25 protein-coding genes and 1 pseudogene are annotated in these 21,239 nt (G+C 71.2%); 11 read left to right on the forward strand and 15 right to left on the reverse strand.

Features of this window, described 5'->3' with window-relative positions:
• Positions 1 to 19: 19 nt before the first annotated feature.
• Both ACIQCH_RS12955 and ACIQCH_RS12960 read left to right on the forward strand, forming a co-directional pair.
• On the forward strand, positions 20 to 250 hold the full coding sequence (locus ACIQCH_RS12955) for a hypothetical protein (RefSeq protein ID WP_384922262.1): 231 nt from the start codon (positions 20 to 22) through the stop codon (positions 248 to 250).
• 71 nt (positions 251 to 321) lie between these two features.
• On the forward strand, positions 322 to 639 hold the full coding sequence (locus ACIQCH_RS12960; protein WP_402580716.1) for a GIY-YIG nuclease family protein: 318 nt from the start codon (positions 322 to 324) through the stop codon (positions 637 to 639).
• A 371-nt stretch (positions 640 to 1,010) separates the two neighbouring features.
• Here the strand turns inward: ACIQCH_RS12960 and ACIQCH_RS12965 are convergent, their stop codons facing one another.
• The 6 genes from ACIQCH_RS12965 to ACIQCH_RS12990 all read right to left on the reverse strand — a co-directional run bounded on the left by ACIQCH_RS12965 (position 1,011) and on the right by ACIQCH_RS12990 (position 5,281).
• On the reverse strand, positions 1,011 to 1,346 hold the full coding sequence (locus ACIQCH_RS12965; RefSeq protein WP_402580717.1) for a hypothetical protein: 336 nt from the start codon (positions 1,344 to 1,346) through the stop codon (positions 1,011 to 1,013).
• A gap of 127 nt (positions 1,347 to 1,473) precedes the next feature.
• Complete coding sequence (locus ACIQCH_RS12970; RefSeq protein WP_402580718.1) at positions 1,474 to 1,686, reverse strand: hypothetical protein; 213 nt, start codon at positions 1,684 to 1,686, stop codon at positions 1,474 to 1,476.
• Positions 1,687 to 1,703: 17 nt separating this feature from the next.
• Entirely contained in the window at positions 1,704 to 2,171 is a 468-nt protein-coding gene (locus ACIQCH_RS12975; RefSeq protein WP_402580719.1) for a hypothetical protein, read from the reverse strand.
• Positions 2,168 to 4,387, reverse strand: coding sequence for a hypothetical protein (locus ACIQCH_RS12980; RefSeq protein WP_402580720.1), 2,220 nt, complete (start codon positions 4,385 to 4,387; stop codon positions 2,168 to 2,170). Before ACIQCH_RS12980 ends, ACIQCH_RS12975 begins: the two co-directional genes overlap by 4 nt.
• 13 nt (positions 4,388 to 4,400) lie before the next feature.
• Positions 4,401 to 4,793, reverse strand: coding sequence for a hypothetical protein (locus ACIQCH_RS12985; RefSeq protein WP_249004791.1), 393 nt, complete (start codon positions 4,791 to 4,793; stop codon positions 4,401 to 4,403).
• Between the two features lie 17 nt (positions 4,794 to 4,810).
• Complete coding sequence (locus ACIQCH_RS12990; protein WP_402580721.1) at positions 4,811 to 5,281, reverse strand: hypothetical protein; 471 nt, start codon at positions 5,279 to 5,281, stop codon at positions 4,811 to 4,813.
• A 52-nt stretch (positions 5,282 to 5,333) separates the two neighbouring features.
• On the opposite strand from ACIQCH_RS12990, the gene ACIQCH_RS12995 reads away from it, so the two are divergent.
• A complete protein-coding gene (locus ACIQCH_RS12995) occupies positions 5,334 to 5,657 on the forward strand; it encodes a hypothetical protein (protein WP_402580722.1) in 324 nt (107 codons plus the stop codon).
• Positions 5,658 to 6,040: 383 nt separating this feature from the next.
• Here ACIQCH_RS12995 and ACIQCH_RS13000 read toward each other — a convergent pair whose 3' ends face one another.
• The 9 genes from ACIQCH_RS13000 to ACIQCH_RS13040 form a co-directional block, all read right to left on the reverse strand.
• Positions 6,041 to 6,259: a hypothetical protein gene (locus ACIQCH_RS13000; protein WP_249004794.1), complete on the reverse strand. Its 219-nt coding sequence runs from the start codon at positions 6,257 to 6,259 to the stop codon at positions 6,041 to 6,043.
• A gap of 1 nt (position 6,260) precedes the next feature.
• The gene (locus tag ACIQCH_RS13005) at positions 6,261 to 6,917 is read right to left on the reverse strand and encodes a hypothetical protein (protein ID WP_402580723.1); all 657 of its coding nucleotides are present in this window, start codon (positions 6,915 to 6,917) and stop codon (positions 6,261 to 6,263) included.
• Between the two features lie 169 nt (positions 6,918 to 7,086).
• Positions 7,087 to 9,360 carry a hypothetical protein gene (locus tag ACIQCH_RS13010; protein WP_402580724.1) on the reverse strand — a complete coding sequence of 758 codons (2,274 nt, stop codon included), beginning with the start codon at positions 9,358 to 9,360 and terminating at the stop codon, positions 7,087 to 7,089.
• A gap of 67 nt (positions 9,361 to 9,427) precedes the next feature.
• Positions 9,428 to 9,793, reverse strand: a complete 366-nt coding sequence (locus ACIQCH_RS13015; protein WP_402580725.1) for a hypothetical protein — start codon at positions 9,791 to 9,793, stop codon at positions 9,428 to 9,430.
• Between the two features lie 110 nt (positions 9,794 to 9,903).
• Positions 9,904 to 10,233, reverse strand: coding sequence for a hypothetical protein (locus ACIQCH_RS13020; protein ID WP_402580726.1), 330 nt, complete (start codon positions 10,231 to 10,233; stop codon positions 9,904 to 9,906).
• Positions 10,234 to 10,463: 230 nt separating this feature from the next.
• On the reverse strand, positions 10,464 to 10,733 hold the full coding sequence (locus tag ACIQCH_RS13025; protein WP_402580727.1) for a WhiB family transcriptional regulator: 270 nt from the start codon (positions 10,731 to 10,733) through the stop codon (positions 10,464 to 10,466).
• A 248-nt stretch (positions 10,734 to 10,981) separates the two neighbouring features.
• Positions 10,982 to 11,398, reverse strand: coding sequence for a hypothetical protein (locus ACIQCH_RS13030; protein WP_402580728.1), 417 nt, complete (start codon positions 11,396 to 11,398; stop codon positions 10,982 to 10,984).
• Positions 11,399 to 11,505: 107 nt separating this feature from the next.
• On the reverse strand, positions 11,506 to 11,676 hold the full coding sequence (locus ACIQCH_RS13035) for a hypothetical protein (RefSeq protein ID WP_402580729.1): 171 nt from the start codon (positions 11,674 to 11,676) through the stop codon (positions 11,506 to 11,508).
• Positions 11,661 to 12,392 carry a hypothetical protein gene (locus tag ACIQCH_RS13040; RefSeq protein ID WP_402580730.1) on the reverse strand — a complete coding sequence of 244 codons (732 nt, stop codon included), beginning with the start codon at positions 12,390 to 12,392 and terminating at the stop codon, positions 11,661 to 11,663. The genes ACIQCH_RS13035 and ACIQCH_RS13040 overlap by 16 nt, the downstream gene beginning before the upstream one ends.
• A 336-nt stretch (positions 12,393 to 12,728) precedes the next feature.
• Here ACIQCH_RS13040 and ACIQCH_RS13045 point away from each other — a divergent pair, with 336 nt between their 5' ends.
• The 8 genes and pseudogenes from ACIQCH_RS13045 to ACIQCH_RS13080 all read left to right on the forward strand — a co-directional run bounded on the left by ACIQCH_RS13045 (position 12,729) and on the right by ACIQCH_RS13080 (position 21,206).
• Positions 12,729 to 13,487: a GntR family transcriptional regulator gene (locus tag ACIQCH_RS13045; RefSeq protein WP_402580731.1), complete on the forward strand. Its 759-nt coding sequence runs from the start codon at positions 12,729 to 12,731 to the stop codon at positions 13,485 to 13,487.
• Entirely contained in the window at positions 13,484 to 14,071 is a 588-nt protein-coding gene (locus ACIQCH_RS13050) for an AAA family ATPase (protein WP_402580732.1), read from the forward strand. The genes ACIQCH_RS13045 and ACIQCH_RS13050 overlap by 4 nt, the downstream gene beginning before the upstream one ends.
• A gap of 116 nt (positions 14,072 to 14,187) precedes the next feature.
• Positions 14,188 to 14,361, forward strand: a pseudogene (locus ACIQCH_RS13055) (helix-turn-helix domain-containing protein); the annotation flags it as partial.
• 300 nt (positions 14,362 to 14,661) lie between these two features.
• Positions 14,662 to 15,618, forward strand: coding sequence for a DNA-binding protein (locus ACIQCH_RS13060; RefSeq protein ID WP_402580825.1), 957 nt, complete (start codon positions 14,662 to 14,664; stop codon positions 15,616 to 15,618).
• A 4-nt stretch (positions 15,619 to 15,622) separates the two neighbouring features.
• Positions 15,623 to 16,303 carry a RibD family protein gene (locus tag ACIQCH_RS13065; protein ID WP_402580826.1) on the forward strand — a complete coding sequence of 227 codons (681 nt, stop codon included), beginning with the start codon at positions 15,623 to 15,625 and terminating at the stop codon, positions 16,301 to 16,303.
• Positions 16,303 to 16,776, forward strand: coding sequence for a deaminase (locus ACIQCH_RS13070; protein WP_402580733.1), 474 nt, complete (start codon positions 16,303 to 16,305; stop codon positions 16,774 to 16,776). Before ACIQCH_RS13065 ends, ACIQCH_RS13070 begins: the two co-directional genes overlap by 1 nt.
• Before the next feature lie 71 nt (positions 16,777 to 16,847).
• A complete protein-coding gene (locus ACIQCH_RS13075) occupies positions 16,848 to 17,804 on the forward strand; it encodes a GntR family transcriptional regulator (protein ID WP_402580734.1) in 957 nt (318 codons plus the stop codon).
• Between the two features lie 930 nt (positions 17,805 to 18,734).
• The gene (locus tag ACIQCH_RS13080; protein ID WP_402580735.1) at positions 18,735 to 21,206 is read left to right on the forward strand and encodes a hypothetical protein; all 2,472 of its coding nucleotides are present in this window, start codon (positions 18,735 to 18,737) and stop codon (positions 21,204 to 21,206) included.
• Positions 21,207 to 21,239: the final 33 nt, after the last annotated feature.

A 21,239-nucleotide genomic window follows, 5' to 3' on the forward strand; every position in this document is an offset into this window, starting at 1 on the left:
TAGCGATACTCTGTTGCGCATGGATGTTGAGCAGGCACTGGATCAGGCCACCCAGCGGTACAGAGAGACCGAAGAAGCCCACGACCAGGCACGAAAGGCCGCCATCGCAGCGGTCATTGCGGCGCTGAAGAACGGGATGCGGCCCACCGACGTAACGGAGCGGTCCCCGTTCACCGCGGCGTACGTGCGGAGGATCGCCCGGGAGAACGGCATCGAGCCCGCGAAGCCCGGGCCGAAGAGCAGCAAGTAGGCACCGCAGCATCGCGAGGAGCTGCTTCGGACACCCGTCATCGCGACACGAATCGACTGGGAGAAAAGGCCATGGGCGCAAGGCCGACAGCCGTCTACCGCCTATTCGACCTCGAGGAGACGCTGCTCTACGTGGGCATCTCTGTCAGCCCCGATCGGCGCTTCGAGGAGCATGCCAAGAACAAGCCCTGGTGGAACGAGGTGGACCGCTCAAGGACGGTCATCACTTGGTATAGGGACCGCTTCGCTGCTGCCGTGGTCGAGCAGCAGGACGAACGGGCCGGCACTCCGCGATACGGGAAGGACCAGCCTGCGTTTGGTCGCCTCTTCCTGGCCAAGCTGGCGGCTGATGGGTACGACACCACCCCGATCCCGCCGCCCAGCATCTAGCTGGAACCACCACGGAGTAGTTCGACGCTCGGTCGGACCCCTGAGCGCGCCGCACGGATGATCCATGCGGCGCGCTTCTCTGTGCGGCCGGACCGGATATCACCGGCTCCAGGAGCCGGGGAGCCGTGCGGGGTGCCGCGGGTAGCGGGGGCCGGGGCGCTGCGGACGGGGTCGTCCGATCCGGCGGCGCGGGCGGGGGATGAGCACGGGTGTCCTCCAACGGGATGGGTGGTGGGCAGTGCTGGGCTCCGTCGATGGAGCACGGGGTGAGGGCGGATGGCCGGTCGGCCTGTCCGGTCACCGGGGACCGGCCGCTCCCGGGTGCGGGGCGGGCCGGTGCCGGTAGCCAGGCGGGGCGGTCGGAGCCTGTGTCAGAGGGCGGCGGTGACGGCGAGGGCGATGAGGGCGGTGGACCCGCCGATCAGGAGGGCGGAGCTGGTGCTGGCCCACCAGTAGTGGCCCATCGTCTTCTCGTCGCGCAGGTCGCTGAGGCCGTCGGCGATGCGGGCGTGGAGAACAGCGAGCGGGGACAGGGCGGCGTACCAGCGGCCCTGGCGGTCTATCTCGCCGGCGAGTTCGTCGTCGGGGAAGTGGCCGTCGTGGACGGCCTGGCGGTGGGCGTCGCCTTCGGCGGCTAGGTCGTCGGGGTGGAGGACGACGGGGCTGGTGGTGCGGCAGATGGTGCAGCGGTAGCGGTATCGGCGCACGGTGGTCGGTCTCCCGAGAGGGTGATGGTTTCGGGCAGGGAACGGCGACGCCCCGCTCGGAAGGGATCCGGGCGGGGCGTGAGCCGAGCTGTGTGCGGGTGTCTCCGCGTCAGGGCGGAGGAGTCGGTCAGGTGTTGATCTGCCTGCGGACGTCTTCGACACGGCGGAGGATCTCGGTGGCCATGTCGGAGATTGCCTGGAGCTGCCTGTCGATGTCGGCCGGGTCCGAGCCGGTGAACGAGAACGACCGGCCGTCGTCGCTGCCCGGCTGCGGGCCGGTGAACGAGAACGACCGGCCGTCGTCGCGGCTCGACTCGGGGTTGGTGAACGAGAACGACACGGGCAGCTCCTCCAGCGTCAGATGTTCATGTGGTGGGCGCGCCGGATGGCGGCCTCCCACACGCTACGCACCTGCGCTCCGCTGTGGGAGTCGTTCCAGGACGGGATGGTCTGCCACTTCTTGCCGTGCTGGCGGCGGGCCTCATCCAGGAGCAGGTTCCCGGCGTCACAGTAGGCGGCGTTGCGGGCGCCGGCCGCGGCGCGCAGGGCGCCGATGGAGCAGCGGGCGCCCTCGGTGTTGATGAGGCTGTACCTGGTCCAGCCGTGGGTGTCGAGGAACGCGAGCGCGTCGGTGAGGGTCTTCTCGACCGGGCCGGTCAGGCGCACCGGCTGGACGGCGATGAGAGGAGCCTGCGCGGGCGCCGTGAGGGCGGCGGGGGCGGCGGGTTCCGGGGTGGGGTTGGGGTCGAGGAGTCGGAACGCCGCCGCGTACAGGTCCTGGTCGACGGGGGTGAAGTCGGTACCGCTGTTGATGCGGGTGTTCATGCTGCCCTCCACAGGCCGTTCTCGTTGGTGACCTTGTTCTGCTTCTTCAGCTCAGACAGGCGCGGCTTGATGCGGTTGGCGGGTGTCTCGAGCTTGCGGGCGATGGTTTCGGCGGTCATGGGGATGGAGTGCTCCTGGAGGAGTTCGAGGATGCGCGGCTTGATCAGCTCCTGTCCTTCGGAGGCAGCCGGGGCTCCACCCGGCCGGGCGGGCCCGGTGACGGCGTGGGGGTCGGCGGGGTTGTGGTGGGTCGTCGGCTCCTGCGAGGAGGGGGCGCCCTCGGCCGCGGCGAGGAGGTCGGCGAGGCTGCCGATCAGGTTCTTGCCGCGCTTGTCGACCATCGGCGTCCTCGCGATCGCGTCGCGCTCGCGCCAGGCGTCGCAGTGCTCGATCCCGACCGGCCGCTCGTCTCCGGCGAGGGAGACGGGCGGCACGTCCAGGTGCAGGGAGCGGAACTGGACGGCCTGGCTGCCGGGGGTGAGGAGGTAGCCCAGGCCGAAGGTGCCGTCCTCGGGAGCGGCGGCGGCCTCGGTGGCCAGGCCCGACATGTCCCGGTCGGCGACCTTGGCGTACTGGCCCGGCCACTGCGAGGGGATCATCGACAGGTCGATGCCCTCCGCGCCCTCCACCGCGTTCGCCCCGACCAGCGAGCCCTGGCCCTTGGCGCAGCGCAGGAAAACGGCGCCACCGCCGATGAGGAGCTGCGAGCGGATGACGGTGCTGTTGCCGAGGTCTTCGGCGAGCGGGGTCTGGGTGGCCAGGACCACGCCGATGCCCCTCTTGAGGGACCGGCGGGTGAGCTGCTCCACGATGGCCTTCGCCTCCAGGTGGTACGGGGAGGAGGCCGACAGCAGCATGTGCGCTTCGTCGATGACGACCAGGATCAGCGGGTCGGTGAAGGGGAAGGCGGGGGAGCGGTAGCGGGCCTCGCGGTCGAGCATCATCGCGTAGGCCAGGCGCAGCGCGCCCATCGCCTCGTCCAGGCCGTCCCCGAGGTACGCGGACAGCGAGGCGCCGGCGATGGTCCCGGCCTGCGGGGAGGCGAGGACCACCGCGATGCCGGAGCGGTGGGCGGAGAGCAGGATCTGCTCCAGCAGCCCCGACTTGCCCGACCGCGACCCGCCCACCAGGTAGAGGTGGCGGGCACCGGAGCCGGGCTGCGCCAGCGGCAGCAGCGCGGCCCGGCCATCCACGTAGGTCCCGGCGCGGACGTAGCCGCGCGAGTCCATCGCCAGCTCGTCCAGAACCGAGGAGAGCATCGTGCCGTGCATCAGCGCGTGCTCCCGCATCACCCGGATCCCCATCTGCGACGGCTTGTCGCCAGGGGCCAGGGCGATCTGGATCGTCTCCAGGTCGAGGTTGCCCGCGAGGTCCTGGAGGTTGACGGTCCCGATCGCCCGGCGGTCGCGGGTCGCAATGCCCTCCCAGTCCAGCGGCCCGTCGTAGCGGGTCACGGTCAGGGAGGTGCCGGGCATCGCGCCTTCCGGCACGCCGACGTACGCGGCCCACAGCTCCTCAGGCGTCGTGGGGGCACCGGCCGCGATCTGCGGCTGCGCCGCCGGTGCCGTCAGCTGCACGGTGACCGGCAGCGCGTTCGGCGCGTAGTGCTTGGGGTCTCCCAGCTCGATCTGGGAGATGGGGACCCGGTAGACGGAGGCGATGTCGCCTTCCCGGACCCGCACCTGCTGCCCGGGGGGCAGGGTGATGATCCCGGTGAACGCCACGTGGCCGCCGTCGACCTGGAGGACGAGGTGTTCCAGGGCTGCGCCCGGCTGGATGAGCTTGCGGCCCTCGGTCTGGGTGGGCCCGGAGATGAACTCCGCCCAGAAGGCGGCGATCACCTGCTCCTGCGACGTCAGCCCCGCCCCCGTGCCCGCGCTCTTGGTGATGGTCACGGGCGCGAGCGCGGGCACGGGGGTGTGGCCGGCGAGGTTGCGGTGGTGGGCCAGGGCGGCCGCCCCGGCCGGGACCGCGAGCCCGAGGGCGATCAGCGGGTTCATGCCGCTGGCGAGGACCTCATGCGCGGCGATGCCGCAGCCGGTGGCCGTGAACCCGCACCCGATCAGAGAACGAAGAACCGGGGCGGAGGCGTTGACGGCCCACGCCCCGGCTCCGGCCGCCGCGGCGGCGAGGGCGGACCAGGGGCCGGCCACGAGTGGCACCACCGCAAGCGCGGCAGGCGCGTACTGGATGAACTGAGCTCGGGTCGGCCCCACGGTCTTGTTCTCCTTACGGCTGGGTGTAGAAGGCGGCTTCGGCCATGTCGACGGGGGAGGAGTCCACCGCGTCGGCGATGCCGCCGTGGTCGTTCTCGGTGGTGGTCTTCGCGTCGTCGGCGGCCGCGGAGGCGCTGTCGGCGGCGGAGGTGTAGGCGCCGGCCGCGTCCTTGACGCCGGTCATGGTCAGCGCGGCGTCGGCGAACTCGGAGGTCGTGGCGTCGTCGACGGCCAGCGCCTTCATCGTCTCGGAGGCGTCCAGCATCTGTTCGGCGGCGTCGTCGACGTCGGCGGCGAGCTTGGTGACGGTCTGGGCGTGCGCGTGGACCTTGTGGGTGAGCCAGGCCAGCTTGGTGCGCAGGGCCGCGTAGTTCGCGGCGTCCTTCAGGGTCTCGGTGGCGCTCATGCGGGGCTGCTCCTCTTCTATCGGGCGTTGTAGAAGTCGCGCTCGGCGGGCTTGGTCAGGGGGGAGTCGGCGACGGCCCGGAAGATGCCGCCGTGCCGGGCCTCGGCGTTCGCCGAGGCGGTGCGGCACGCCTCCTCGCCGCCCTGGATCTTGTCGTGGACGTCCTTGGCGGCGGCGGCCTGGAGGTCGAGCTGCTCCTTGAGGTACTCGCACTTGCCGATCAGGCCCGCGCCGACGCCCTTGGCGGTGATGTCGGCGATGAGCGTGTCGCAGTCGGTGGCCAGCTCCGTGGCCTCGTCCATGAGTTCCAGGGCGGTGTCGGTGCTGGCCTGGCACAGGGTGGCCGAGCCGTCGGCGAGGTCGATGACCTGGGTGAGGGTCATGACCTCGCCGCCGCTGTAGGTGCGGGACTTGCCCGCGGCGGTCGTGACGTGGACACCCTTGTCGTCGACGGTCGCGGCGTGCGGGACGGGCGGGTTGGGCTGCATCGCGGGGTCCTTCCGGATGTGGTCGGGCAACTTGACGGTGCGGGGCCGCGGGATGGTGCCCGCGGGCGGGACCGCGGAGCCCGGCGGCACCGTCGTCGGCGGGGTCGTCGAGGACGTGGTTCCCGATGGCGGCGTTGTTGTCGAGGAGGTCCCCGACGGCGGGGTCGTCGTCGAGGAGGTCCCCGACGGCGGCGTCGTCGTGGACGAGGTTCCCGACGGCGGGGTGGTCGTGGACGAGGTTCCCGACGGCGGCGTCGTCGTCGAGGAGGTTCCCGACGGCGGCGTCGTCGTGGACGAGGTCCCTGTCGGCGGGGTGGCTGTAGAAGGTCCTCCGGAGGTGGAAACGGAAGGCTTCCCGGTCGGCTTTTTGAGGTAGCCCGAGCGCCATCCGTCGCGCAGGCCACCGGCCATATGGGCACCGGCCAGGAGCCCGTAATGCGTTTTCGCCGCGATGCTGTACGGCGTGTTTCGGAATGTGTCCGGCGCCCGGGTCGGATTCCATTTGCCTTTTGTTTTTGCGGGGGGTTTCTTAATTCCCGCCTGTTCGTATTTGCCGTGCGTTTTCTCCACGCCGAACACGTAGCTGATGGCGAGGAGTAAGAGGAGTTCCATGAGCCTCCCTTCTGTGACGCTGTGTGGTCTCCGGCGGTTACCGGTTACCGGTTACAGGCCCCTGAGACCCCGGTTCGGGTCGTCCGCGGGGCGGTTCCGGGGGTGTTCGGGGGCTGTAACCGGTAACCGGTAACCGCGCTCGGTCACTCAGCGCGACGACGAGCCGATGTTGTTCACGGTCGTGTTGGCCGTGTTGAACACGGACTCCAGCGTGCTGCGGATCTCCTCGCTGAACGGCGTGTACGGCAGGAAGATCCCGGAGACGATCAGCATGATGCAGATCGCCATCTGCTTTCCCTTGGTCTTCTTGAAGGTGAAGAAGAGGGCCCAGCAGAACAGGGCGAGGGCGAAGAACTGAAGCGTCATGTCACGCACCCTTCTCGAAGGTGAATCCCTTGTCGTTCATGGGGGTTACCGCGCCCGAACCGGAGGGCACGGAGAGCTTCTTGTAGGCGATGAATCCGCCGCCTCCGATGAGCGCCACCCACAGCCAGGGGCTGGAGGTGATGCCGCTGTCGGAGCTGGAGCCGGCGGGCTGCTGGGCCTTGGTGGAGGCGGTGCTGAAGACCGGGGCGTTGCACTCGGGGATCCTGGAGACGTCGTAGCTGGACGCCTTGGCGACCGCCGCGGCGCGGCCCTTCATGCACTCGCGGTAGACGGTCATCTCCCGCTCGTACGCGGCCTTGGCGGTGGCCTCTTCGGTCTCGGCCCGCTGCTTGTCGGCCTCCGCCGCGACCAGGGCGTTCGCGGCGTCCTCCTTGGCGCGCGCACGCTCCTGGGCGGCCTGGTCGGCCTGCATGTTGGTGACGGCGACGACCGTTCCGCACACGGCGACGACGGCGATCGTGCCGCACACGGCGAGGGCCGCAGTGTTGCGGCGCATCCCGTCGACGGCGGCGGAGAAACGCGAGGTCGCGGGATTGTTCGGCTTCTCCGGAGTTGCGGGCGTCGGGGGGTTTGCGGGGGTCGCGGGGGTCTGGGGGTTCATGAGGGTGAACTCCTTGTCCCAGTCGATGCCGGACATGGGCGGCTGCTCCTTTGCGATGTGGGTTCGAGCCCGTCCAGGCGTGCCGGAAGCGGGGTCTGATCAGGGGAAACGTGCTGTACTGGCGGTGGCTGCTTCCGGCAGTCGCGAGGAGGGCCAGCCCGATTAGCGCGGGCTGGCCCTCCTTGGTGTGTGCCGGACGGGTGGGTCAGGTGAGGTGCTTGTCGGCGTCCTCGGGCCGCAGCAGGCCGGCCTCCTTCAGCAGCCGGACCGCGCGGGGCAGGTTGACCGAGAGGTCGGTACGGGCCCGGTAGAGGGTGACGTAGCCGTCCTCGTCGCGCGGGAGCGCCTGCACGAGCGGGAGGAGTTCGGCGTCCGTACGGGCGGGCGTACCGGGTCGGTCCGTACCGGCTGTACGGCCCGTACCGCCGGTTCCGGTTGCGCGGGAGGAGGCGGTGGCCCCACCGGTACGGCCACCCTGTACGGCGTCGGGGCCGAGCTGGGTACGGACGCTGACCGTGCCGGTGCGCTCCTGTACGGCCGGGTGAGCCGTACCGGTACGCCCTCGGGTCGCCGTACCTGTACGCGCCGCCCCGTCAGGGGTGGTGTGTACGCCGTATGTACGGTCGCTGTACGGCCTGGTCAGCACGCCTTCGCCCCCGTCGTGGTGCGAGGGGCGGGAGAGAGCGTGTGCCGGGTCCGTACCGTCGTGTCCGGTGCCCGTACCGTCCGCTCGTCCACCGCTGTTCGCGGCGTACAGGTCGCTGTGAGCGGGCTGCGTACGGCCGGATGCGATGCTGTCCGTACCGTCCGTCCGGCGGTGTGTACCGGTACGGGCGGGCGTTCCGTTTCCGCCGTCCATGCCGGTACGGACCGACGTACCGGTGGCCGTACCGGACGGGGCGGCCGTACTGCCGTGGCCGTCCGTACCGTCGTCGTGCATGAGGGTGTGTACGCGCCAGATGACGGCCACGAAGATCAGGACGACGAAGGTGGTGAGCCACCACGGAGCCGACCCGCCCTCGGGAACGAGGTGCGCCTGCTCAGAGAGGTGGAAGACCACGTTGGCCGACGCCATCAGCAGCAGCGCCGCCGCGATGTCCCGCTTGGTGCGGAACGCGGTGACGCAGTAGACGTCGATCGACACCGGCAAGAGCGGAGCGACCCACTCGTTGATGCCGACCATCCGGGCCAGCTCGTACTCGCCGGAGGCGGCGAGCCCGACGCCAGCGGCCAGCGCCACCCACGGCGCCATCTTCCACAGCTTGCCGCCGAGGTTCTGACGCCAACCGCGCCACTTCGAGGCCGACTTCTTCGCCTCGCGGGCCTCGGTCAGCAGCCGGCGGGCCCGGGCCTCGTCGGCCTGCGCCCGCTCGGTGATGCCCTTGGCCTTGCGCTCGGCCTCGCCGGTGATGCGCTCGGCCTCCTTCTGCGCGGCCGCGCGCAGCTCCTGAGCAACCGTCGTCGCCTCGGTGCGCAGCTTCTCGCGCTGCTGGTCGCACGCCGTCTTCAGCCCGGCGAGCTCCTCGGCCAGGGCCTGGCGCTTCGCCGCGGCCTCGGTGTCGAACTTCTCGCCGAGCTCGCGCAGCTCGGTGCGCAGCTCGGCGCGGGCCGTCTCCGCCTCGGTGTTCACGGCGGCGACGTGGGCATCGGCCTCGCGGCGCCGCTCAGCGGCGGCCTCGACCGCGTCCGCGTACAGCGCCTCCGCCTCGGCGCGCCGGGCGTCGTACTGCGTGGCGGCAGCCTTGGCGAGCTGGGCGTGCCGCTCGCGGGCCTGCTCAACCTCCTTCTGTGCGGCGGCGAGCAGGGTGTCGGCCTCCTCCCGGGCACGGGCGAGGATCTGACCGGCCTCGTCGCGCCGGGACTCGACCAGGGCGCCGATCTCGGTGAGGTCGGCTTCGGCCAGGCGCCGCAGCTCGGCGATCGCCGTCGCGGTGGCCTGGTGGTCGGCGGCGGCCAGTTCGGTCAGCTCCCCGACCTGCGCCCGCGCCTGGGCGAGGAGCTGGTCGGCGCGGTCACGGGCCTCGGCCAGGAGCCTGTCGGCCTCGGCGCGCAGCTTCTGCGCCTCCGCGCGGACCGTCTCGGCCTCGGTGGTGGCGGCCGCCCGCTGGGCGGTGGCCTCCTCCTGGGCGCTCACGGTGACGGCCTCGGCGCGGGTGCGCGCGTCGGCCAGCAGGGCGGTGGTCTGCTCGTGGGTGTCGGCGACGGTGCGCGCCGCCTGTTCCTCGGCCTGCGTCTGGAGGGCGAGGGCCTGGGCGCGGGCGGTGTCGATGATGTCGGCGGCCCGGTCGCGGGCGTCCGCGACCCTGGCCAGCGTCGCCCAGTCCGTCTCCGGCGCCGCCGCCGTGTCCGCGACGGTCTCCGTCTCGGGGGTCGGGGTCGGGGCCTGGGCGGGCAGGGTGGAGGTGGCGGGCTGCGCGGCCGTCGTGGCCGTCGTCTTGGTGCGGGCGTTGGCCCTCTTACGGGTTCGTGTGGCGGCCACGCCGCCTCCTTCCAGGTCGGGTGCCGCCCCGGGAGGCCCGGGGCAGCGGTTGTACGGGGTGGGTGGGTCAGCCGCGCGGGGCGGGCAGCTCCGGCGTCGTGTTGGCGATCGCGTGCTGCCGGGTGAGCCACGCCATCGCGGCCGCCGTCATGTCAGCGGCCGCGGCGTCGCCGTGCAGCGGGGCGGTGTCGATGTCGCGCATCGCGTCGGCCGGCGGCAGCAGCCGCATGTAGTCCGACCGCACCTGGCTGATCACGCGGCCGGAGACCAGGGCGAACAGGTCATAGCCGCCGGTCATCCAGGTGTACGTGATCTTGCAGACGAAGGTGTGGTCCGGCTTGCCCGCCCAGAACAGCGCCGGGTCGCGGTACAGGACGAAGTCACCCGTCCTGAAGACGGTGGCGGGGCTGGTCTTCTCGGTGCTGGTACGCACAGACGCCTCCTCAGCGTGTTGTGTCCGGACTGTCCGGCTCCCCTCGCCCCGTCCGTACCGGCGCACAGGCCGGGACGGGCGGGGGAGGCAACCGACAGGCGGGAGGTGGGTCATTCGACGCCGATGAAGCGGAACGCCGCGAAGGCGGTGCCGCGCGGGTCGGCGGTGGCCTGCACGATGCGGTCGGCTTCGCCGGTGTCGCCGCGGTTGACGGCGTCGGCCGCCGCCCGGGCCGCGACCCAGTCGATGCCCGCCGTCGGCGTCGCGTTGGTGGCGCGGCGGTGGAGCCGGGCGCGCAGCGTGCGCCAGGCCCGGCGAATCGGGCGCCGGCGGCGGGCCCGGTTCACCCGGGCGGCGGCGTCGCGGTGCCCGAGCTCGCGGAGGATCTGCTCGGAGTCGTAGTCGGCGGCGGTCCAGCCGTCGCGGCGGATGGTGCGCATGGCGCCTCCTGGGGATGGACGTCGAGCCGGGCCGATGCCCGGATCCGGGGGATGCGAAAGGCCGACCGCCCGCGAGGCGGGCGGCCGACCTGGTGGAACGGCGTGGTGCGGGATTGAAGTTGGGTTCGCGTCCTACAGGGCGGGACTCTCACCGCGCGAGCGCCGGCCGAAGTCGTGGCGCTCGTTGGTGCGGCGGAGGTTGTCCTCCAGGCGCTTGTGGTCGGCGTCCGTCATGCCACCGCCCCGTTCCTCGCGCCCCGGGCGCGGTTTCGGGCGGCGCGGCGCTTCATCGCCCGCCGCTCGTCCTCGCTGAGCCCGCCCCAGACGCCGGAGTCCTGCCCGGACTCCAGCGCCCACTGCAGGCACGCCTCCATGACCGGGCAGCGGCGGCAGACGGCCTTGGCTTCCTCGATCTGCAGCAGGGCGGGGCCCGTGTTGCCGACCGGGAAGAACAGGTCCGGGTCTTCCTCGCGGCAGACCGCGCTGTGGCGCCAGTCCATCGCGGTCACTTCCCCTGCCGGACGCGGCGCAGGGCCTCGTCCATGTCCGTGTCGGAGTCGCCGTTGTTCCGTGCGATGCTGTCCTGCATCAGGTCCTCCACGTAGGTCCTGGACAGCCCCGGGGGGTTCCAAGTCGCCGGGGCTGTCGTCGTGTTGGCGGGTCGTACGACCAGCCGCGACCAGCGGCCATCCCCTTGGTGCAGTAGGGGGTGGCCGGTGATCGCGGGCGTCCGTCCGGGGCCGGCTGGTCAGGCGGCGGCGTACTCGGGGCGGCATCCGGAGCGGACCGTCCGGCGCAGGCGGTCGGCGTAGGGGAGCAGGACGTCGACCAGGCGCTCGCGGACGCGGGCGGTGATGGTCGGGTCGGCGGCGAGGATGTCGCGGCCAGCGTCGACGCGGGCGGTGATCTCGGCACCGTGCGCGAGGGCGAGCTCGTGGCGGCGGTCGGGCGGGACGGTCAGGACCGCGGCCGCGTACCGGCGCATCTCCCGGGCGGTGCCCGCGGGCTCGTGCATCTCCAGCGGCGTGCCGAAGGCGATGTCGAGGTCGACGTCGAAGTCGGCGGAGAGCGGTACGTCGAGCTCGTCCAGGAGCGCGAGCGTCTCGGCGTCGAACACCTCGCCGCTGCTGGGCCGGTGGGACGTCAGGGTCAGGGTGGCGGGCATCAGGACCTCCAGGGTGCGGTGAGCGGGCAGGGACGGGAGCAGACGGCCCCGGCCTCGGCCCCCGCGCGGTGCGGGAGCCGAGGCCGGGGCCGGGGCGGTTGTGCGGGTCAGGCCGCGAGAGCGGGCTTGCGGCGGCGGGCGCCGAAGGCGGGCTTGCGGCAGCGGGCGGTGTACGCCGCGGCGGTCTCGCCCGGGGCCGGGGCGGGCAGCTCGGCCCGGACCTTGGCCACCAGCTTCGTGTGCTCGGACTGGTCGGCCGGGGTCAGGGGGCGGCGCAAGAGCGTGGCCAGGTGTGAGTAGGCGACGCGGGCGAGGTGCTCCTCGAGGACGTCGCTCGCGGAACGGTCCGGGCGGCGTCGGCCAGGACGCGGAGGGTGCCGGCGGCCAGGGCACGGACGGAGCGGTCGTCCCCGGCGTCCTGCCCGATCATGGCCAGCAGGGCGCCGGCGGGACCGTCGACGGCCCGACCGCCCGTGGTGGGGATCGCGTCGGCCGGAACCGCACGGGCGGCGTCGGCCCGGCGGGCTGCGGGCACCGCACGCTCCCACTGGGCTCGCCGGTCGGCGGGGCGCTCCTGCGGCCGGGCGACCTTGAGGGTCTGGACGGTGGCGCGGCGGTGGCGGGTCAGGTCGACGGCGAGGCGCTCCTCGCGCGCCCACTCGTCGTACTGGCGGCTCCAGGCGTCCGCGCTGACGTCGACGTCGACGAGGCGGTTGCTGGAGTTGCAGCGGATCGCGGCGTCGACGCCGGCCTTGCCGGTGTGGTGCGGGACCGTCTTGAGCAGGTAGGTGCCGCGGTGGGGGGTCACGGCCACCCAGGTCTTGCAGGCCGGGCAGACCAGCGAGATGCGGTGCTTCTGGGTGGACTCGACCCGCCGCATGTCGATGTGACCGGGCGACAGGGTCGAGAGGACGATCGGGGCGAGGGGGCTGACGCGGGAGGTACGGGTGCGGCCCCGGCGCTTGGCGGCCTTGGGCATGGCGAGCTCGGGCATGGCGACTCCTCGGCAGGAAGAGGGAGGGGGGTTCGCGGGGCGGATGCTCTCTCCACCCACCAGGTCCACGAGCCAACGGCCCGCGTCCCGGCGGATAGACAGCGCATCAGCGCTGAGGTCGTGCAAGCAGTCCTGCCAGGCTGGGGGGTTTGGTCTTGGCTACCGCCTCCGGCCACCTGCCCGACTCCGAAGAGACGAGCTGCAGAAACTGCGGTGGTGCGACTACGCGGTGTTCCCGGGGATCACCGTCTTACCTACATCAGATTACCTCAGGTACCCTCAGGTGTCAAGCGGTATAGTGAGGCACCTAGACGGAAGAGAAGGAGGCGAGGCGACATGCCAGGGCAACCGCGGGCCGACAACCGGCCGCCATACGCGCGCATCGCGGGTCACTACCGCGACCTCATCAGCTCCGGGGAGCTGGCGCCGGGCGACCTGCTGCCCAGCATCCGTGCCCTGGCAGATCAGTGGCAGGTCAGCACCGCAACGGCCGACCGCGCCATGAAACTGTTGCGAGACGAGAAGCTGGTCAACGGCATCCCGGGCGTTGGCACCGAGGTCATGGCGCGCCCCGTGTCGCTCGCGTCCGGATCGGAGCGCCACGATCGGAGCGCCACGACGAAGTCGTCGTGGGGCGTGGGGGAAAAATCCTCCGGCCACACCGCGGGCATGGTGCCGGCCCCCGAAAACGTCGCGGATGCGCTCGGCATCGAGCCCGGTGAGGACGTGATTCGTCGAAGCCGTGTCTACCGAGATGCTCACGGGATCGTCTCCCACTCAACGTCCTGGATCCCGGCGGAGTTCGCGGAAGTGCTGCCCGAGCTCGCGCGCAGCGAGCGCCTCAAGGGCGGGCTGTCGCTGGACCTCGTCGCCGTAGCCACTGGGCGCCACGTCGCACAGCGTGTGGATGAGGAGACGGCGCGCATCGCCACTGCCCGCGACCTCGAGCTCCTGGAGCTGGAGCCCGACACCGTCGCAGCGATCCTCGTGCTGACCGCGCGCTTCCTGGACGCCGACGGCGAGCTGCTGGAGTACGGCGTGGACCTGGGCGCCCCCGGCCGCACCCGGCGAACGACGTCCGAGGTTCTGCGATGACCGTGCGCACCGCCGGCCGCCCGGTTCCCACGCCTCGCGCGATCCTCATGTCGGGCCTCCAGGGCGCGGGCAAAACGACCCTCGCCCGCGCCCTGGAGAAGGCCGGCTTCCGGCGTCTCTGCCCCGACGAGGAGATGTTCCGCCGCTACGGCCACTACGGCCGGGACTTCCCCCGCGGGCAGTTCAGAATCAGAGAGGCACCCGTGCTCAAGGACATCGCCCTTGAGCTCGAAGAACTCCTGGCGGCCGGACACGACGCCGTGGTCGACCACGGCTTCTGGACTCCGGAGGAGCGGGCCCAGTGGGCAGCGACTGTGGTGAAGGCGGGCGGTGAGCCCATTCTGATCTACCTGCCGCTCCCGCACGAGGTGCGCTGGGACCGGATCCGGAGGCGCAACGAGCAATCGCTGGTCGACGCGAACTCCATCGAGTTCAGCGAGGAGGACCTCCTTAGGCATGCCGGCCAGTTCTCCCCGCCGACCGATGACGAGGCGCACCTCGTGTACGACGGCCATCCGGACAGCGTCCTCGCCCTGCTCCGCCGCGCGCAGCAGCCGGATGCGGCTGGAACCGTAGAACACTGAAGCCTCCCGAGTCGGCGGACCGTTTGGTTCGGTTCTAGGTCCGCCACACTCGGGAGTTCCAGATCTGACATGTGGCCGGATCATCTGGCCACATAGGCCACGAGGTTGGGGGCGGGATGGCGCAGAAACCGAGGGAGCTGACGCCCTGGGTGTCGCCCTTACATAACTGGGGATACCAGCTGCGGGAGCTACGGACCTCACGGCGACTGAGCCTTCGCGAGCTCGGTCAACGTACTCGTATCGACCACAGCCACCTGGGACGATTCGAGCGCGCAGAGCGAACACCCGACCGGTCGCAGGCGGTGGTCCTCGACGACAAGCTGGGCGCCAGCGGCATGCTGCTCCGCCTGTGGGAGCGGATCGGTGATGAGCGTGGCCATGTGGCCAAACCCCCGGCCCATGTGGCCAGATCATCGGTGGATCTGGCTTTTGCCATGGCTGCCCAGGCAGCGTCGGACGGTGAGGGGATCTCGGTCCCGTGTCGTCTAGCTGATGGGTCGGTGGTTTGGGTGGCTCTCGATCGGCGTGCGCTGCTGCGCACTGGAGTGGGGCTCGGGGCTGCAGCAGCCGTCGGCGTCAGTTCGCCGGCCGTGGCAAGCTCTGGTGCCGTGCCCGGCCTGGTCCGCAAGGCACGGGCCGCAGCTGCGTACGGTTCGACGCCCGTGGAGCACCTGCGCCGTACCCGGCGTGTCCTCATCGACACCGACAATCTGCTCGGGCCCCGGCGTGCGGTCAGCGCCGTACGCGACCACATCGAAGTCATCCAGGTCCTCCGACGGGACGCGCAGGGTGCCGACCGGCGAGACCTGATGGAGTTGCAAACCCAGTACGGAGAGCTTCTCTCCTGGCTCTACCAGGACCTGGGCAACCCGAAGGCCGCGTCGTACTGGCTGGACCGGGCGATGCAGTGGTCCCACACCGTCGGCGACAACGACCTGACCACGTACGTCATGGCGCGCAAAGCGCAGCTGGCCGGTGACACTGCTGACCTGGTCGATGTCGTCGACCTCGCCGAAGCCGCCCAGCGCATGGCTCGCCCGCGCAGCCGCCTCGCTGCCGTCGCGCGCACCTACGAGGCGTACGGACACGCGCTGCGCGGTGACGCCGATGAGAGCGAGCGGGCGATCGACGACGTCCGCAACGCCCTCGATGGCGCCGCCGCCGACGCCACCCCGTGGGGCGTGTGGCTGAACGCGTCGTACGTGGAGATCCACCGGGCCCAGGGTCTGGAGGCCCTCGGCAAGCACGACCAGGCCGCAGACGCGTTCGGCGCCGCGATCCGGCTGATGCCGGACGGCTACCACCGCGACCGGGGCGTCTACATGGCGCGGCAGGCCGTGGCGTTGGCCGGCGCCCGCGCCCCGGAGCAGGCCGCCGCGCTCGGGATGCACGCACTGACCGTCGCGGAGGACACGGGATCCGGCCGGATCGCGAACGAGCTCGTCCGGCTCGACAAGGCCCTTATCCCCTGGCAGCGCGAACCGGCCGTGGCCGAGTTCCGCGCCACCTTCGACTCCCTCTTCCACGAGACAGAAACGGATGCCTGAGCAGATGACTCGCCGCCCGTACGTTCTGCTGTCCGCCGCCACGTCGGTCGACGGCTACCTGGACGACACCAGCCCCGAGCGGCTGCTGCTCTCCAACGCTGAGGACTTCGACCGCGTCGACCAGGTCCGCGCCGAGTCCGACGCCATCCTGATCGGCGCGACGACCATGCGTCGGGACAACCCGCGCCTCCTGGTCAACAGCGAGGAACGCCGCGCGAAGCGGCTCGTGGAGGGCCGGTCGGAGTACCCGCTGAAGGTGACGGTGACCGCCTCCGGCGATCTCAACGCGGACCTGAAGTTCTGGCACTCTGGCGGCCAGAAGCTGGTCTTCACGGTCGACTCCGCCGTCGACAAGGTGAAGGCGACGCTCGCGGACCTCGCGGACGTGGTCAGCGTCGGCCCCGAGCTCGACTGGGGCCTGGTCCTCGACGAGCTTGGCCGACGTGGCGTCGGCCGGCTCATGGTGGAGGGCGGCGGCACGATCCACACCCAGCTCATGGCTCAGGACCTGGCCGACGAGGTCCACCTCGCCGTCGCCCCGCTGCTGGTGGGCCAGACCAGCGCCCCGAAGTTCCTGGGCGCCGCCGACTACCCGGGCGGGTCGATCTCCCGTATGCGGCTGCTGGAGGCCCGCGCGATCGGCGACGTCGTGCTGCTGCGCTACGCCCCGAAGGAGCGTGGCTGATGTACGCCCCGGACCGAGACCAGGACCTCCGCTGGATACAGCGCGCGACCGACCTTGCCGCGCTGTGCCCCCCGGCGGCCGGGGCGTACTCGGTGGGCGCGGTCATCGTCGCCGAGGACGGCACCGAGCTCGCGGCCGGCTACTCGCGCGAGGCCGATCCACGTGAACACGCGGAGGAGGCGGCCCTCGCGAAGATCCCGACAGGCGACCCGCGGCTGACCACGGCGACGATCTACTCGTCCCTGGAGCCGTGCTCCCAGCGAAGCGCGGACCGTACTCCGTGCGCGCAGCGGATCCTCGAGGCCGGGATCCCGCGCGTCGTCATCGCCTGGCGCGAGCCGGCCTTGTTCGTTTCCGATTGCGTCGGAGTCGAGCTCTTGGTCGCCGCTGGCGTGACGGTCGTTGAACTGCCCGAGTTTGCAGACGCCGCTCAAAGGCCGAACCGCCACCTGGGTAACGGCCACGACAGGTAATCCGCACTTACCCGCGCAGGGTTGACGCGATGGCAGGGCCACTCACAAACGAAGGGAGGGAGGGAAGAGTCGTGCAGACCGATCCCCGCAGGCGAATCCGCGAGGCGCGTACAGCGGTGTACCGGCTGTACGACGCGGAAGAGCGCCTTTTGTATGTCGGTATCACTATGGCCCTGAAGCAGCGCTTCGCCGATCACCGGCGTCAGAAGTTCTGGTGGCATCTGGTGAAGAGAAGAGACGTCAGGTGGTACGACGACCGATCTGCGGCCGAAGCTGTCGAAGCTGAAGCGATTCAGACAGAGAACCCCAAATACGACGGCACCAGCCGCATCCCCAACTGGGTCCGTGCCCGCCATCTACGCCCGAAGGATCCGTTCTGGCGTCCAGTCGCAGAGTCAGTTCTCGCGCGTATTCAGGATGGAACGTACCCAGTGGGTAGTCCCCTGCCGTCGCCGCGAGCACTTGCGTCGTTGTATGAGGTCTCGGAATCGTCCACGGGATACGCCCTCTCTGTGCTCTCCAGCGCCCGGGTCGTTGGGCCTCGTCCGCAGCACGTGGTCCGCCCCTTCTCGGACCATCGGCCTCTGAGGGGATCCGATGCCGCGGCCGCAGATGAGCACGACAAGGACGGTCTGCCTTCCAGCTACGGGCATGGGCTTCAATCGGCAGTACGCAATGTTCCTCTCGCAGCGACGACGCCTGTCCACCAGAGATCAACTGGTGCATCTTTTCGAGAAGCATCGAATGGGATGGAGGCTGCTATGTCGGATCCGCTGCGTCGAGACGATGCCCTAGTGGATGCTGACACGCTGCCTCCGCCGCGCATCCGCCAGCAGCTGCGCATCGCCGCGAACTTGACTCAGGCGGAAGTGGCCGAGGCCCTCGGCGTCCAGCGCCTCGCCGTCGTCCGGTGGGAAGCCGGCCAGACACAGCCCCACCGGAGCAACCGCCTGAAGTACGCGGAGTTCCTCCGCGGGCTGACCAAGGAGCACCCGGAAGTCGCCCAGGGAGGTCCGCGTGAGGACTGACCGTGCTCCCGGTTTCGGGTACGCCGACTCCGCCTTCGGTATCAAGGGGGTCGGGGTGACGTAGCCGCCACCGGCCGCGCGCGCCAGACGAATGGACAAGCAATCCACTCCGGCCTCGCGCGGCCCTTCGCGCCGACCATCAGGTCGGCCGCCCAGTCCCCGGTTGGCCCCGGTTCTGGGCTCCAGCTCATCGAGCTGGATCTGTTTTCTCTGCAAACCCCGCCTTGGCAGGCGGTTTGTTTCACCCGGCCCGCTTTGGCAAGCGGACCACCCCGGCTCTCCAAGGGCCCCTTTGGCAGGGGGCCTCTGACGAGCCACCAGCGTCACCCCGGGTTCGGCGGTCTTGGCAGGCCGTCGAGCTCGGAGCTCCAGCTGTCCGGTTGTCCGGTGTTGGGGCGCCCCTCACACAAACCGCTCGGCCGTGATCGGATCCCTTGGCAGGGAACTGGTCGCGGTCGGGGCGATCCAAATGAAGGTTGGTGTCTTCGCCATAGTGCCCGATCTGGTGTCCCCTGAAAAGTCGAGCCCTGCCCGTTTCCTAACGGTTCACACCTTTAGTGATTTTCGCGTGCCGGAACAAGTGTCCCCTATCAAGCACTTCGCGGCTTTTGGTCAGGAAGTGGCTCTTCCTGTAGGAAGCCACGAGCTGATCGTTTCGACTGGGTCTGTCCGGCCGCTCCTCGGCGGCGCCCACATGCTCTCGTTTCCCGCCCGGCGGGCAGTCGAGCAGGTATCTGCCCGTCGTGCGGGAGGCCGAGGGGTGATCCGGGCGGAGCGGACTTTGTCCACAGGCTGCCTGGTCCAGGGTCGTCGGGTGGATGAAGAACTGCCTGTTCAGGGGGGTGTCCGCTTTGGCGTGTACACCGGCCCGATGACGAAGATGACCTCGGTCCTCGCGGGACCCGCCGCTCGTGTCTCGGCGGTGGGCCGATGAGCGCCGTGGCTGCGCCGGCCTCCGTGCTCCCGCGCCCTCGTACGGAGTTCGCCAGCGGGGCCTCGCGCCGTCGGCTGCGGTCGGTCCCGGCGCAGGCCGGTCCGGTCGCGCAGCTGGATCTGGGCAACCCGCTCCAGCTGTCGAAGACGATGCGGGCACGGCTGCTCGCCGCGGTGCGCGCGCTCGTGTCGTCTCCGGCCCTGGCCGGGGCGTCGGACGGCGCGCGTCTGGCGTCGGTCGTGCTGACGGCGAAGGCGAAGGTCCGCGACGACTACCAGGCGAAGATCTGGGCGGCGGAGCTCGGTCGGTGGCTGGGGGTCTCCCAGTCGACGGTCGCGCACACCGTTCTGCCCGAGCTGCGTAGCGCCGGGTTCCTCGGCTCGAACGTCGCGACCAACAGCTTCGGGCACGCGACGGGCCTGGAGTGCTGGGTGATCCCGATGTACCGGGCGCAGCAGGCCGGCGACCGGCGGCACGCGCTGGCGCTGTCCCGCTCCGAGCTGGCGGTCCTGCTGAGCCTCATCGAGGTGCTGTTCGGCCCGGGGTGGGCGCCGAAGGACAAGCCGGTGGTCCCGGCCGGGCTGCTCGCCGGGCGGACCGGCCGGGGGGCTGCAACGGACCGGCTCGGGCTGCTGCTGATGGTGCTGACGACAGGCTCGGCGGGCTGGCTGCAGCTGTGCCCCGGCTCGGTGGACACCTCCCGGGGGCGCCCGGCGGCGACGGTCGCGCGGCTGCTGGGCTGCACGGCGGCCGCCGGGGCGAAGGTCCTGGGGCGCCTCCAGGAGCACGGCGTCGCGGAGGTGGTGCGCAAGCAGACCGGCTCGGGCCTGAACGCGCAGTCGCGGGTGCGCCTGGTGCCGGTCGCCAAGGCCCACGGTGTGGCCGTGCGGGAGGCCCGCCGGGTCGCGAAGTCCGTGTTTTCAGACCTCGCTGGTACTGCATCCGGAGATCTTGAGACCGGCGAGACGGCCGAAACCCTTGTGGCGACTGGGATCAAGGGTGCCGGGCAGGGCGAGATGGCCGGATCGGCAGACCTCGCCGCAACTGCACAGCACCACGCTCTCCACGCTTCTGGGGTTACTCCCGGTGGGTCTCTCGCGCTCTCTGGTCGCTGTTCCGGCGAAGGCCGTAGTGGGAACCACGGTCTGCCGGACCGCGCGTGCGTGCGCGAGGACGGCGGCCCGCTCCGCGGGGAACAGCCGAAGGAGTCCCCGGTCGACGAGCGTGATGGGCAACGTGCTGCCGGGGCTGGAGCTGCTAGCCGGCCGAAGGCCGCGGGGTGGGAAAGGGCGCAGCAGCAGCGGAGGATGGGCCTCCCTGCTGATCTTCGTCTGCGGGTGGCCCTGGGGCCGGTCTCGTGGCTGTGGGAGCGCCTGTCCGGGTGGCAGCAGGACCGGGTGGAGGCGGCCGCGAAGACGGAGCTGGCGCAGCTGGAGGGCCTGGGTGTGGCTCCGGAGAGTGCGCCGCGGCTGCTGGCCGACCGGCTCACCGACCGCCTGGCTCAGACCGGCGGCGAGGCCCTGGTCGGCAAGCCCTACGGGTGGCTGATCCGGCGGGGTCTGCCCCAGCGGCAGGCGTGTTCGCACCACAAGTGCGACGACGGGATCCGGCTCGACATGGGCGAGGACTGCGAGAACTGCGGGAACGTCCTCCACCTTCGGCGGGCTCGCCGTGCGCGGATCGGCGCAGACATCGACCGGGAGCTGCCCGGCCTGTCCGACGGTGAGCGCCGGCGCGTCCTCGAGGAGCGGCTGCGCGAGCAGGCGGCCCTCGAGGCGGAGGATCTGGTGTGGCGTCAGGAGCAGGCCCGCGTGGAGCAGGCCCGTCGGGATGCCGCCCGTGTGGCAGCGGCGGAGCGGGCGGAGGCCGAACGTGCGGCCGCAGCCGCCGCCGACGTGGTGCGCCAGGCTCTGCCTTGCGAGGACTGCGGGCGGGACGGGACGGCCGGGCTGTGCGAGCGCTGCGACCACCGCCGTCAGACCGAGGCCCTGATCGGTCAGGCCGGTCTCTTCGCGGCGGCCTGGTCCGCCGACCTGACCGACCCGGGCAACGTCGCGGCCGTCGCCGCCGGGGCCCGGAGGGCAATCGGCGACAGCGTCACCGCCGCGTGGCAGGAGTTCCTGGAGATCACCAACGTAGCCGCGCTGGAGGCCGACCCGGAGGCGGCGCAGGACGCGTACGCCTTCGCCTCGCTCCAGACCGCGCAGCAGGCCGTTCAGGAGCACCAGGACACCGCCCTGGCGATGCTGGGCCGGACCGAGGAAGCCGAAGCGGAGGCCCGGCGGGCGTACAAGACCGAGCAGGGCCGCCACTGGTTCAAGCACAACCCGAACGGCGCCGACGCCATCGCGGCCGCGACCAGGGCCGCCGACACGGCCCGCGAGCGCGCGGCCGAGTACCTGCTCGCGGCACGGCTGGAGCAGCTGCGCGAGCTTGCCCCGGGCACCGCCGGGTCGGTGACCGCATGACCGAGCTGAGCGGCGTCGACCTCGCGCGCCAGG

The organism is Streptomyces sp. NPDC093225, from assembly GCF_044753805.1.
In the GTDB taxonomy this organism is placed as follows: domain Bacteria; phylum Actinomycetota; class Actinomycetes; order Streptomycetales; family Streptomycetaceae; genus Streptomyces.

Excerpts from the sequence above, each read along its gene's own strand:
- ACIQCH_RS12955 (WP_384922262.1), top strand. The coding sequence starts at position 20 with ATGGATGTTGAGCAGGCACTGGATCAGGCCACCCAGCGGTACAGAGAG.
- ACIQCH_RS12960 (WP_402580716.1), top strand. The coding sequence starts at position 322 with ATGGGCGCAAGGCCGACAGCCGTCTACCGCCTATTCGACCTCGAGGAG.
- ACIQCH_RS12975 (WP_402580719.1), bottom strand. The coding sequence starts at position 2,171 with ATGAACACCCGCATCAACAGCGGTACCGACTTCACCCCCGTCGACCAG.
- ACIQCH_RS12985 (WP_249004791.1), bottom strand. The coding sequence starts at position 4,793 with ATGAGCGCCACCGAGACCCTGAAGGACGCCGCGAACTACGCGGCCCTG.
- ACIQCH_RS12990 (WP_402580721.1), bottom strand. The coding sequence starts at position 5,281 with ATGCAGCCCAACCCGCCCGTCCCGCACGCCGCGACCGTCGACGACAAG.
- ACIQCH_RS12995 (WP_402580722.1), top strand. The coding sequence starts at position 5,334 with ATGGTGCCCGCGGGCGGGACCGCGGAGCCCGGCGGCACCGTCGTCGGC.
- ACIQCH_RS13000 (WP_249004794.1), bottom strand. The coding sequence starts at position 6,259 with ATGACGCTTCAGTTCTTCGCCCTCGCCCTGTTCTGCTGGGCCCTCTTC.
- ACIQCH_RS13005 (WP_402580723.1), bottom strand. The coding sequence starts at position 6,917 with ATGTCCGGCATCGACTGGGACAAGGAGTTCACCCTCATGAACCCCCAG.
- ACIQCH_RS13020 (WP_402580726.1), bottom strand. The coding sequence starts at position 10,233 with ATGCGCACCATCCGCCGCGACGGCTGGACCGCCGCCGACTACGACTCC.
- ACIQCH_RS13025 (WP_402580727.1), bottom strand. The coding sequence starts at position 10,733 with ATGGACTGGCGCCACAGCGCGGTCTGCCGCGAGGAAGACCCGGACCTG.
- ACIQCH_RS13030 (WP_402580728.1), bottom strand. The coding sequence starts at position 11,398 with ATGCCCGCCACCCTGACCCTGACGTCCCACCGGCCCAGCAGCGGCGAG.
- ACIQCH_RS13040 (WP_402580730.1), bottom strand. The coding sequence starts at position 12,392 with ATGCCCGAGCTCGCCATGCCCAAGGCCGCCAAGCGCCGGGGCCGCACC.
- ACIQCH_RS13045 (WP_402580731.1), top strand. The coding sequence starts at position 12,729 with ATGCCAGGGCAACCGCGGGCCGACAACCGGCCGCCATACGCGCGCATC.
- ACIQCH_RS13050 (WP_402580732.1), top strand. The coding sequence starts at position 13,484 with ATGACCGTGCGCACCGCCGGCCGCCCGGTTCCCACGCCTCGCGCGATC.
- ACIQCH_RS13065 (WP_402580826.1), top strand. The coding sequence starts at position 15,623 with ATGACTCGCCGCCCGTACGTTCTGCTGTCCGCCGCCACGTCGGTCGAC.
- ACIQCH_RS13070 (WP_402580733.1), top strand. The coding sequence starts at position 16,303 with ATGTACGCCCCGGACCGAGACCAGGACCTCCGCTGGATACAGCGCGCG.
- ACIQCH_RS13080 (WP_402580735.1), top strand. The coding sequence starts at position 18,735 with ATGAGCGCCGTGGCTGCGCCGGCCTCCGTGCTCCCGCGCCCTCGTACG.